Annotated in this window: 12 protein-coding genes and 7 tRNA genes; 7 read left to right on the forward strand and 12 right to left on the reverse strand. The window is 35.3% G+C overall.

Annotated elements, in window-relative coordinates; all coding sequences use genetic code 11:
- Nucleotides 1-431 (forward strand): DnaA ATPase domain-containing protein (locus tag TA89_RS15585; RefSeq protein WP_040214710.1); only part of this gene is annotated, 431 nt, incomplete at its 5' end.
- 54 nt (nt 432-485) lie between these two features.
- Here the strand turns inward: TA89_RS15585 and TA89_RS15590 are convergent.
- A complete protein-coding gene (locus TA89_RS15590) occupies nt 486-1118 on the reverse strand; it encodes a Crp/Fnr family transcriptional regulator (RefSeq protein WP_040214711.1) in 633 nt (210 codons plus the stop codon).
- A gap of 196 nt (nt 1119-1314) precedes the next feature.
- On the opposite strand from TA89_RS15590, the gene TA89_RS15595 reads away from it, so the two are divergent.
- The 3 genes from TA89_RS15595 to TA89_RS15605 are packed head-to-tail and all read left to right on the forward strand — an operon-like array spanning nt 1315 to nt 3840.
- Nucleotides 1315-2082, forward strand: a complete 768-nt coding sequence (locus tag TA89_RS15595) for a creatininase family protein (RefSeq protein WP_040214712.1) — start codon at nt 1315-1317, stop codon at nt 2080-2082.
- Between the two features lie 23 nt (nt 2083-2105).
- Nucleotides 2106-2330, forward strand: a complete 225-nt coding sequence (locus TA89_RS15600; RefSeq protein WP_052447564.1) for a hypothetical protein — start codon at nt 2106-2108, stop codon at nt 2328-2330.
- Nucleotides 2331-2367: 37 nt separating this feature from the next.
- Nucleotides 2368-3840 (forward strand): sodium:solute symporter family protein, encoded by a 1473-nt coding sequence (locus tag TA89_RS15605; protein WP_052447565.1) that lies wholly within the window; start codon nt 2368-2370, stop codon nt 3838-3840.
- Between the two features lie 144 nt (nt 3841-3984).
- Here the strand turns inward: TA89_RS15605 and cls are convergent, their stop codons facing one another.
- Nucleotides 3985-5535, reverse strand: a complete 1551-nt coding sequence (cls, locus tag TA89_RS15610) for a cardiolipin synthase (RefSeq protein WP_040214713.1) — start codon at nt 5533-5535, stop codon at nt 3985-3987.
- Between the two features lie 150 nt (nt 5536-5685).
- Between cls and TA89_RS15615 the strand changes: the two genes are divergently transcribed.
- Nucleotides 5686-6024, forward strand: coding sequence for an arsenate reductase family protein (locus TA89_RS15615; RefSeq protein WP_040214714.1), 339 nt, complete (start codon nt 5686-5688; stop codon nt 6022-6024).
- A 90-nt stretch (nt 6025-6114) separates the two neighbouring features.
- On the opposite strand, the gene TA89_RS15620 is transcribed toward TA89_RS15615, so the two are convergent.
- From TA89_RS15620 to TA89_RS15660, 10 genes are all read right to left on the reverse strand, one after another.
- Nucleotides 6115-6189: transfer RNA gene (locus TA89_RS15620), tRNA-Thr, on the reverse strand.
- Between the two features lie 4 nt (nt 6190-6193).
- Nucleotides 6194-6270 (reverse strand) — tRNA-Asp (locus TA89_RS15625).
- 7 nt (nt 6271-6277) lie between these two features.
- A tRNA-Val gene (locus TA89_RS15630) sits at nt 6278-6353 on the reverse strand.
- Between the two features lie 6 nt (nt 6354-6359).
- Nucleotides 6360-6434 (reverse strand) — tRNA-Glu (locus tag TA89_RS15635).
- 14 nt (nt 6435-6448) lie between these two features.
- A tRNA-Asp gene (locus TA89_RS15640) sits at nt 6449-6525 on the reverse strand.
- 8 nt (nt 6526-6533) lie between these two features.
- Nucleotides 6534-6609: transfer RNA gene (locus TA89_RS15645), tRNA-Val, on the reverse strand.
- 5 nt (nt 6610-6614) lie between these two features.
- Nucleotides 6615-6689 (reverse strand) — tRNA-Glu (locus TA89_RS15650).
- Nucleotides 6690-6857: 168 nt separating this feature from the next.
- Nucleotides 6858-7508: an NUDIX hydrolase gene (locus TA89_RS15655; RefSeq protein WP_052447566.1), complete on the reverse strand. Its 651-nt coding sequence runs from the start codon at nt 7506-7508 to the stop codon at nt 6858-6860.
- A 164-nt stretch (nt 7509-7672) separates the two neighbouring features.
- Nucleotides 7673-7837 (reverse strand): hypothetical protein, encoded by a 165-nt coding sequence (locus tag TA89_RS18665; RefSeq protein WP_187119323.1) that lies wholly within the window; start codon nt 7835-7837, stop codon nt 7673-7675.
- 64 nt (nt 7838-7901) lie between these two features.
- Nucleotides 7902-8291 carry a CoA-binding protein gene (locus tag TA89_RS15660; RefSeq protein WP_040214715.1) on the reverse strand — a complete coding sequence of 130 codons (390 nt, stop codon included), beginning with the start codon at nt 8289-8291 and terminating at the stop codon, nt 7902-7904.
- A 247-nt stretch (nt 8292-8538) separates the two neighbouring features.
- Between TA89_RS15660 and TA89_RS15665 the strand changes: the two genes are divergently transcribed.
- Entirely contained in the window at nt 8539-9336 is a 798-nt protein-coding gene (locus TA89_RS15665) for a nitrilase-related carbon-nitrogen hydrolase (RefSeq protein ID WP_040214716.1), read from the forward strand.
- A gap of 18 nt (nt 9337-9354) precedes the next feature.
- Entirely contained in the window at nt 9355-10599 is a 1245-nt protein-coding gene (locus tag TA89_RS15670) for a BaiN/RdsA family NAD(P)/FAD-dependent oxidoreductase (protein WP_040214717.1), read from the forward strand.
- Nucleotides 10600-10612 lie beyond the last annotated feature (13 nt).

The following is a 10612-nucleotide window of genomic DNA, read 5'->3' on the forward strand; positions in this document are numbered from 1 at the left end:
ACTTAATGTTTTACGGAAATTCCGGCACAGGAAAAACTTTTTTATCTCATTGCATAGCTAAAGAGCTTTTAGACAGCGGTAATTTGGTAGTTTACAGAACCTCAGAAGATCTTATGAAAAATTTAAAAGACATAAGATTCAACAATAACCACGAATTAGAGGAGCTTCTGATAAACTGCGATTTGCTTATAATCGATGATTTAGGGGCGGAATTATCCAATGATTATTATGTAACTGAACTATTTAATTTTTTAAATTTAAAATTATTAAAAAGACATAAGATGATTATTTCAACTAATCTTACCATAGAGCAGATTACTAAGACCTATACAGAAAGGCTGAGCTCCAGGCTCTTTGGTAACTTTATCCTCTTTAAGCTCTACTCAGAGGATATAAGAGTTAAAAAAAATCTATCCAGAATAAGCAGATAACCTCCTATCCGGGAGGTTATTTTTTTATTATATGTAATACTAGTATAAATCCATTTATTTTAAAACATATATACATCGGTTAATAATCTTTATATACCCCTCCTCCTGAAGCTCGCATATCTTTTTAGTTGCAGTGCTTCTTGTACAGGAGATCATATCAGCAATTTCCTGATGGGTAAGCTTTATATTTATTTTAATACCTTCTTCAGTTTTAATTCCCTGCTGAACAGCCAGTCTATTAAACAGACAAATAAGCTTATCTTTTGTATCAAAAAAGGATGTGTCATGAATTTGATCCATCATTTTTCTAATCTTAGAGGTTAACATTACCATAATATAATAATAAGTATCGGGGTTTTTATCTAAGATATAAAAAAATCTTTCCTTAGTTATCTTAATAACCTCGGTATATTCCATAGTCTCCGTGATTACGCGGTCGAAATCCTGCTGAATCATGGTTACCTCTCCAAAAAGATCTCCTTCTGAAAGCAGCAGCAGTGTTTTTAGATTCCCTCCGTTGCCGATAAAATACTGCTTCACGCATCCTTTAGTGATCAGGTATACATAATCCAGCTTTCTAAACTCAAATTCAATATAGGAATCAGCATTGAATTTAAATAATTTACCTTCATTTTTAAAAGCTTTAAGAATTACATCTTTATATGCAACCTCATGCTCTGTATACATTTTAAAAACCTCCATTAAGTAATTTTAAACGTTTTCCTTAATATACAGAAAATCTTCTTTTTATTGTATTCCTATAGAGCTTATAATTATATAATAACCCATACAGTAAAGCTTTTCACCAAAATTTGTGTTCTGCAACACATTTTTTATTTTAAAAATATAGTATAATTATAAAAAAGTTTGGAGGTTGATTTAAATGAGTAATTGGTTGCATGAAAAAAGCTGGCAGGAAGCAGAAAAAGCTATCAAGGATAGTAAAGGAGTTGCTATTATTCCAGTGGGAAGCATCGAACAGCACGGCTACCATATGCCTCTTGGTACGGACAGTTATGTAGCTCTTACTTTAGCTGAAGATGCCGCTAAGGAAACAAATGCCATTATTGTTCCTCCCCTCTGGTTTGGATGGAGTCCACATCATATGGTTCTCCCAGGAACTATAACCATACGTCCTCAGGTTTTAGTTGATTATTTATATGATGTAATTTCTTCATTAAAAGAACACGGTTTGGACAAGTTTATTTTAATAAACGGTCATAGAATAGTTAATATAACTTGGATGCAGCTCACTGCTGAACAGGCGCAGCGTGAATTAGGAGTAACTGTTAAAATATTTGATCCTGCTTATATGTCTAAGGATATTGTAAACGTTTTAGGTTTTGGTCCCGTAGGACATTCAGAGGAAATAGAAACCTCACATATGATGTATCGTTATCCTGATATGGTTCATCTTGAGCTGGCTAAGGATAATCCTATTAAGCCTAAGGAATTATATTCTGTTGATCCAACCTACGCAAATGACACCTTATGTTATGTTCCAAGCACATATGAGGATGCTAAAAAACATGCGGTTGAATCCGGAGGAACTACAGGAGAACCTTCAAAATCTTCCTCTGAAAAAGGAAAAGTATATCACGATCACCTTATTTCTAATCTCGTTAAAGTAATTAAAAATTTACAGGGATAAAAGATAATTAAGGAGGTATTTTTATGAAAATTACCACAGGAGAAAAAATTGTTTATTCTATTCTTCTACTGTCACTTATAATGGTAAATCCCCCTATACTCAACTATGTAAATAATTATGCTGTTGATAATCCTATTATGTTTAACAGACCAACGATGTATCTTTGGCTTCAATTATGGTACTTCATTGCAATAATAGCTTTCTTGATAGGTGCCGTAACAATTAAAAGATGGAAAAAAGATTATTGATTATTTTTAAAGAGAATTTTTCGGGGAGGTAAATTCTATGAATACAGGCCTTACTATTTTGTTCTTATATACTCTTTCTTTATTAGGAATCGCTTTTTACGCATCAAAACATGACAAAAAGAACATCAAGGATTTTGCTACTGCAGGAGGTTCTTTAGGAGTTTTTGTTTTAACTCTTACCTTCAGCGCTACTTATCATAGCTCCTATGCTTTTTTAGGGGCACCTGGCTTTGTATATACAAATGGAATAGGCTGGTGGGTAAACGGAATATGGACTGTTTTCCCAGGAGTACTTTTCTGGATTATAGGCAGACGTTTTTGGTTTCTCGGCAAAAAATACGGTTATATTTCCATGGCTCAATATATAAGCGATGTATACCAGGATAAGAAACTGGGATTATTAGTAACAATTATTACCCTTATCTTTACAGTTCCATATGTTGCAATGCAGGCCATAGGTTCCGGCTACATATTTGAAGTAATAAGCGGAGGAAAACTCAGCTATACCTTTGGAACAATCATGTTTTTCTTAATTATGATAGTGCTGGTTTGGCTGGGAGGAATGAAGGGCGTTGCAATAACCGATGCAGCTCAGGGCGTTTTTATGTGGATTGGTATGGTTATAGGTTCTTATATGATTATATCTGCTAACTTTGGCTCTGTGTCCAATGCATACTCTGAAGCTTTAAAAGCAATACCTCAGCACTTCACCCTGCCTGGACCTACTGGTTTGGTAACCAATGCAGATTGGATCTCCCGATGGGTGGTAATCACAATTGGAATGATGATGTTCCCTCATGTTACTTTAAGATTCTTCTCAGGAAAATCCCTTAAAGTTTTAAAATGGTCATCGGTATTTTCTTCAATTTATTTAACTTCAATATATATTTTTACACCAGCTATAGGCTTTATCGGAAACATTTTATTCCCAAATATAGCAGCTCCAGATACAATATTTCCTGAAATGCTGTTAAAATATACTCCTATAGTATTTGCTGCCCTGGTTATTTCCGGTGCCCTTGCAGCTTCAATGTCCACAGGAGATTCTCAGCTTCATGCTGTCAGCACCATGGTTTCTACAGACATATATGCTACCTACGTTAACAAAGAAGCTAGTGAGTATAAGCAGTATACCGTAGCTAAAATTGCAACTTTAGTCTTTGGTATATTATCTGTAATCGTAGCACTTCAAAAACCTGGAATGCTTGGTAATATACTTGCTTTAGCTAACGGAGGAGTAGCTGCCCTTGCTCCTGCAATGATAGGAGGTATATACTGGAAAAGATCCTCAACCCAGGGGGCTATATGGAGCATAATTATAGGTGAAGGAATAATGCTTTTAACTACCTTTGTGTTTAAAAATCCCTTGGGAATTATGGCAGGCTTATGGGGCTTAATAGCTGCTTTAATAGTTTTTGTAACGGTAAGCCTCTTTACAAAACCTAAGGATAAAACTATTGAAATCATAGATTCTATAAACAACTTTTTCTGCACCGACAGCAGTAATTAATATTTATTAAAATATATATTAAGTATGAAAAAACGACACTTATGTACTCGCTAAAGGGATGCATAAGTGTCATTTTATTTTGCATATAACGAAGATAAACATTTGAAAACTCCGGCTCTTCACCAGCTCTGAGTTATTTTCATCCTACATAAGAGGAGCAAAAACCCTTAATAAAGCCCTTAAAAACCTTACAGGAAGAGAAATTTTTCTGCACTCCTCAAGGCTTATTTCCTGACACAGCTCCAGGGTTTTGATATAATCTTCTTTAATCTGAAGCACACTTTCTGTTTTGTATAACCAGGCACCACATTCAAAATGGAGATAAAGGCTTCTGTAATCAAGATTTACTGTACCTACTACCCCATATTCATCATCTACCACAAAGGTCTTTGCATGTATAAATCCAGGAGTATATTCATAAATTTTAACTCCCGATTCTAACAGCACAGGATAATAAGCTCTGGTTACCATGTGAGCATACCACTTATCTTCTATATGGGGAGTAACTATCCTTACATCAATTCCGCTTTTTGCTGCTATACACAAAGAGGTTACCATTTCATTATCTATAATTAAATACGGTGTATTTATATACACATATCTTTTTGCTTTATTTATTAAATTAAGATATACCGTCTCTCCTACAGGTTCATTATCTAAAGGATTGTCGCAGTATGGCTGTACAAAACCTTGGGAATTTATAGCTTTAAGCTTTTCCTCTTCTGGCTTATACAGGTCATAATCCTCCTCCACTCCTTTTATATATTCCCACATGGATAAAAACATAGAGGTTAAATTCCATACCGCTGGTCCTTTAATAAGCAGCGCTGCATCCTTCCAATGCCCATGCTTTTCATAGGCATTTATATATTCATCTGCAAGATTTATTCCCCCTGTAAATCCAATATGTCCATCTATAACGCATATTTTTCTATGGTCTCTATTGTTTAATATGGAGGAGATTACCGGCTTAAAAGGATTAAATATACAGCATTTTATCCCCATAGCTTCTAGTTTTCTATTATAACCATAGGGTAATGTCATTATGCAGCCCATGTCATCGTAAATGAGCCTTACATCCACTCCCTGTGATGCCTTTTCCTTAAGCACCTCTAATATGCTGTTCCACATAATTCCTTCTTCTATAATGAAGTATTCCATGAATATAAACTTTTCTGCTTTTTTAAGCTCTTCTATAAGCTTTTGAAATTTAATTTCTCCCATAGGCAGATATTCTGTATAGGTATTCTTATGAAGGGGTGAATATGCATAACGGCTTATATACCTTGCCTCATTTGCAGCATCTTCACTTATATAAGAAAGTTCCTTTATTATTTCTTTATCCGCCTTGGCGGCAGCTTTAATTCTTTCCTCCACCACATGCATCTTCTTGTGAACCCTTCTGTTCATGAGGCTTCCGCTTACAAGTAAATAAAATAATCCTCCAAAAACCGGAACGATAAGCACCAGTATAATCCAGGCTATTTTGTATCCTGGGTTGCTTCTGTCATTCACTATATATAAAACCACTAATAAACTTAAAACTATACAAATGGCATAAAAGTAAACAAAATACTCCTGAAAGCCAGCAAGCATAATTACAAATAATGCTACCTGAATAGCTAAAAGTACACCTGTAATGAACACTCTATTAACTAAAAATTTTAAAAGCCTTTTAAAGTTAAATTTTTTCAAAAAAACACCCCCAAAACAACGGCTTAGGTATTATTATATAATAGCCTGCAGCTAATATTCTACAACTTCCTCTATTAATTAATATACTTTTGTTTATAATTATATTAATTTATAATATAAAGGAATCCTGAGAGAGGAGAGGAGTAAATTATGAATATACAAATCTTTGGAGTAAACAAATGCTTTGATACAAAAAAGGCAGAAAGATATTTTAAAGAAAGAAAAATTAAATATCAGTATATAGATTTATCTTTGAAGGGTTTAAGTAAAAGAGAGCTTGAAAGCGTAAAAGGAGCTGTAGGGATTAAAGCTCTGATAAATGAAAAGTCTAAGGATTATGCAAAGTCTAACCTTAAAAATATAATAAATGATAGTGTAAAGGAAGAAATACTTTTGAAAAATCCTATGCTTTATAAAACCCCTATTGTCAGGAACGGAAGGCAGGCAACGGTAGGTTATCAGCCGGAAATATGGAAAACCTGGGAGTAATTTTCATTGCTCCCGGTATATATTATCTATTTTTATATAAGTTTAAATAAAATAAACAAAAAAATCTTGAATGATATCATTCAAGATTTTTGGAGCTGGCAATAGGAATCGAACCTACAACCTGCTGATTACAAGTCAGCTGCTCTACCGTTGAGCCATGCCAGCAAATTGGCGACTCAGAAGGGGCTCGAACCCTCGACCTCCGGCGTGACAGGCCGGCACTCTAACCAACTGAGCTACTGAGCCAATATTATGGTGGGAACAACAGGGATCGAACCTGTGACCCTCTGCTTGTAAGGCAGATGCTCTCCCAGCTGAGCTATGCTCCCATAATATGGTGACCCCTAGGAGAATCGAACTCCTGTTACCACCGTGAAAGGGTGGTGTCTTAACCGCTTGACCAAGGGGCCTTATTAAATTAAAATGGCGACTCAGAAGGGGCTCGAACCCTCGACCTCCGGCGTGACAGGCCGGCACTCTAACCAACTGAGCTACTGAGCCAATTTTAATGGTGGGAACAACAGGGATCGAACCTGTGACCCTCTGCTTGTAAGGCAGATGCTCTCCCAGCTGAGCTATGCTCCCATATATGGTGACCCCTAGGAGAATCGAACTCCTGTTACCACCGTGAAAGGGTGGTGTCTTAACCGCTTGACCAAGGGGCCTTGACTAAAGTCACCTTCGTGGTGACCCGACATAGACTATAATACACAAAATCTAAATAGGTGTCAACAACTTTTTTCAAAAAAATATCAGGAATATGTAACCAAGGGCCTTCCTTTTACATAAATAGTAAATTACTCGGCAATAACTTGGTTTACCTTTCTTTTTTACTAACTATTATATTTTAATATTTCTTCATATACTTTATGGTAATAATACTTTCCATGGGGAACTAAATCTTCATAGGTAACTGAATATTCCTTAAAATGATTACAGCCATCACTATCTACATATACCCCTTCTGTTTTCAAAGCTGATATTTCACCTTCTATAAGCTTCCTGTAGCTTTCCAGATCAATCTCTATAAGTCCTGTTATTTCTTCTTTTTGTATTTTATAATCCTTTAAAAGCTTATTGCTCTCATAAAGATATAGACAGGCAAATTGATAATCTTTAAACTCCTTTTCATCCTTCTGCTGCTTTATAATGCCCATAGGGATTAGCTCCTGAAATTTAACCTCTGCTCCAAGCTCCTCGTAAAGCTCCCTCACTCCATCCTCAATGCTTTCACCTGCACTTAAATGTCCTGCTGAAGAGGTATCAAAAAGATTAGGGTAAGTATCTTTGGAGGGACATCTCTTTTGAAATATTATATAGGTTTTATCTTTTTCCTTCCTTATAAACCAGCATTGAAATGCCAGATGCCAGTATCCCTTTTTATGAACCTCAGTTCTAGGGGCTCTTCCTATATGTACCATCTTATCATCATAAATATCTAAATACTCAACCCCGCTATTGTTAGTCATTTTTTCAAAATCCACAGAATTCACTTCCTTAAACTTCCCTTATTAAAGGTGATTTATTATATAATCATTATATATTTAGCTGTCAGTAAAGGCATAGCATGATGTTTTGCAAAAAAATACACAGATATAAAGTAAAACATCAAAACATAAGAACCTTATACCTGCGTACTTCTTTGATTTTAATAGGTTATTTCATCTACGGCGCTTCTGTCTTTGCTATTTGCATATCCTCCGATTTTCTTTCCGTCTTCAATGCCTATATCTGCACCGTCCTTTGGAAACATCTTTCTCTTTTCAGCATTGCTTTTTGGTCTGTCTTTATGTCTGTGTTTATTGTTATCCAATTAGTTTCCCTCCTAATACTGCAAATTAAATTACACAGTATTATTATGTCACTATAGGATTACTTTATTTATTTTCTGATTGTTTTCTGTTTCTTAATTCTACAAGTGCACAGCCCTCTACTGCATTAATGCTATTTTCCCTGCAGTATTCCAGTATTTCTTCGCTTTCAGCCCCAGGCTGTATAAGCACATTTTTAACCCCTATTTCCTTAGCCTCTTTAATTATATTTATGCCGGCTTTAGGGTTTATGCATAAATCAAGAATCTCAATATCGTAAGGCACATCACCTAGAGATTTATATGCTTCATTACCCTCTGACTTTGGATGCACTCCGCTTACCTTATATCCTGAGGATTCCAGGTTTTTTAATATTTTATGTGCATATTTTTCAGGATTTAAAACATCCCCTACCACTACCCAGTTCATATAATTTAAAAATTCTGAAGCCTTCATTTATATCACCTCATATTTTTTTTGAGCAACAAATATATAGCTACCCTAATAATATTTATTTCACTATATTATATATTACTCCTATTAAATTCCATATTAACATAATGTTAAGTTTGCTGTAAGTGGTGATATTTTTGCAGTCTTGTCTTCAAAAACTGAAATTTAACAGTAATTTAAGTATTTCAATAAATAATTATGAAATATTAGTTATATGATAAAATATATATAAAAGTAAAGGATGTTGGTTATGAAATTAGGATTAGGTCAGATAAAAACAACCTGGTTCAGCATAAATGAAAATAAAGAAAGCTGTATACGATTAATAAAAGAAGCTAAAAATAAAAGCTGCACTTTGATAGCTTTTCCGGAAATGACCTTAACAGGCTTTTCTTCTGATATCTCAGCAATAGAAAACTTCATCACCTTTGAGGAAACCCTGAGCTTTTTTAAAAAGGCTGCAGAAGAGAACTCCATATATATAGGCTTTGGAGCTGTAGAAAAAATGGGAGCTAAAAATTTTAATTCTTATATAATAATTTCTCCTAAAGGCCTCATAGCCAATAAATATTATAAAATACACCCCTTCTCTCCAGGTAAAGAAGATGTTATGATATCTCCCGGAGATAATATTTCTTTTTCCGTTATAGATAATATAGTTTTGAGTTCCTTTATCTGCTACGATTTAAGATTTCCGGAGATTTTTCAAATTGCCTCTAAAAAGTCTCAGCTGCTTTTAGTAGCCTCTGCCTGGCCTCAATCAAGAAGAGATCACTGGCTCACTCTCCTCAAAGCCAGAGCTATTGAAAATCAGTGTTTTGTAGCAGGCGTCAATTCCTATGGTTATGACTTAAGTAATCAGTACTATAGCGGTGATTCCATAATAGTCAGTCCCTTAGGAGAAACCCTTTCACTGACCTCTGAAAGGGAGGATCTCATAACAGCAGAAATAAGCAGCAGCTTGGTGAAAAGCACTAGAGCAGGCTTTAATGTGAATAAAGATAGGAAAAACAGTACCTATTTAAAATACTATAAACAATTTATCTGATTTTAAAGGAGATTTAAGATGATATATCATGATGTAATAATCGTAGGAGCCGGAGCCTCAGGACTTATGTCGGCAATAATAGCTAAGGATTACGGATTGGATGTGGCTTTAGTGGAAGCCGGAGACAGAGTAGGAAGAAAAATTCTTACCACAGGAAACGGAAGATGCAATTTAACCAATAAATATATAGAAGCTCCTTATGACAGGTATCATTCAGAAAACGGTGACTTTTTTAAAGCTGCACTGTCTAAATTTACAGTAAAGGACACCATAAGCTTTTTTCAGGGTCTGGGGCTTCCTTTACTAACCTTAGAAGAGGGAAAAATGTATCCTATGTCACTTCAAGCCTCCTCTGTACTGGATATTTTAAGATTTGCTGCAGAGGATAGAAATATACCGGTGTATTTAAATTCCAGAGTAAAAACTATTTACAGCAATCTAAAGGGCTTTAAAATATCCACAGATAACAGTGAAGTTCCCTTTTTAAACTGTGGAAAACTTATTATTGCCTGTGGAGGAAATTCTCTTTCAAACACCGGTTCCGACGGTTCCGGCTACAGCCTTGCAAAATCACTTGGACATAAGCTTATTCAGCCGGTTCCTGCTTTGGTTCAGCTTAAACTTGATAATAAAAATTTAAAGGGCTTATCCGGAATTAAATTTAACGGTTTTGCTGAAATTCTAGTGGAGGACAATGCAAAAAGAAAGGAGTTTGGAGAAATATTGTTTACAGATTATGGTATCTCCGGACCTCCTATACTTCAAATAAGCCGTATAGCATCAAAGTCCTTAGCCGCTAGAAAAAAAGTAACCTTAAAGCTTGATATGATGCCTCAATACAAAGATGAAGAGCTTTTTGACTTTCTTGAAAGCCATTGGGGCCTTTTAAGCCACAGAAGTGTCTACAATACCTTTATAGGTATAATAAACAAAAAGATGATTCCTCTTATGCTGAAGGAAGCTGGTGTGGATAATATACACAAAGCCGCAGCAGATCTTACCTACGAGGAAAAAAAGAACATAATCAAATGCCTTAAGAGATGGGAATTTATCTGTACTGGCCACAACGGCTTCAATAACTCCCAGGTTACCGCAGGAGGCATCGATACCTCTGAGGTCAATGGGGAAACCTTAGAATCTAAGCTTATTAAAGGCTTATACTTCTGCGGAGAAATACTTGATGTAGATGGAGACTGCGGAGGCTTTAACCTTCAATGGGCATGGTCATCTGCTTATACTGCTGCTTCAAGCCTTGCTAAATAAAATGTCACCATTC

The organism is Clostridium polynesiense (assembly GCF_000820705.1).
In the GTDB taxonomy this organism is placed as follows: domain Bacteria; phylum Bacillota; class Clostridia; order Clostridiales; family Clostridiaceae; genus Clostridium_AA; species Clostridium_AA polynesiense.